Annotated in this window: 1 protein-coding gene; it reads right to left on the bottom strand. The window is 73.8% G+C overall.

The window, feature by feature from the left end:
- Nucleotides 1-313, bottom strand: a 313-nt coding sequence (locus ACLBXP_RS25535) for a peptidase dimerization domain-containing protein (protein ID WP_447670620.1), incomplete at both ends; no start/stop codon positions are given.

Genomic DNA, 313 nt, shown 5'->3' with positions numbered 1-313 from the left:
CGCGACCTCCTCGACCGTCTCGATCCGCCCGAAGGCGCCGTAGCGGTTGAGCCGCTCGCGGGTCACCCGCTCGGCGGCCTCGGCGGAGCGGGCCGGGATCTCGCCCATGTCGAGGTCCGGCAGGCCGCGGAACTCCCAGTGGAAGGTGCAGGCCTTCGGCAGGATGTTGCGGGCCGTGCCGCCCTGGATCGTCCCGACATGGACCGTGGTGCTCGGCGGGTCGAAGCGGCCGGAGGCGGCGCCGCGGGCGATCATCGCGTCGGCGATGCCGTTCAGCTCCGCCACGAGGTCGCAGGCCGCCATCACGGCGTTG

Source organism: Methylobacterium sp. A54F (assembly GCF_053346035.1).
This window is presented reverse-complemented; position numbering and strand designations above follow the sequence as displayed.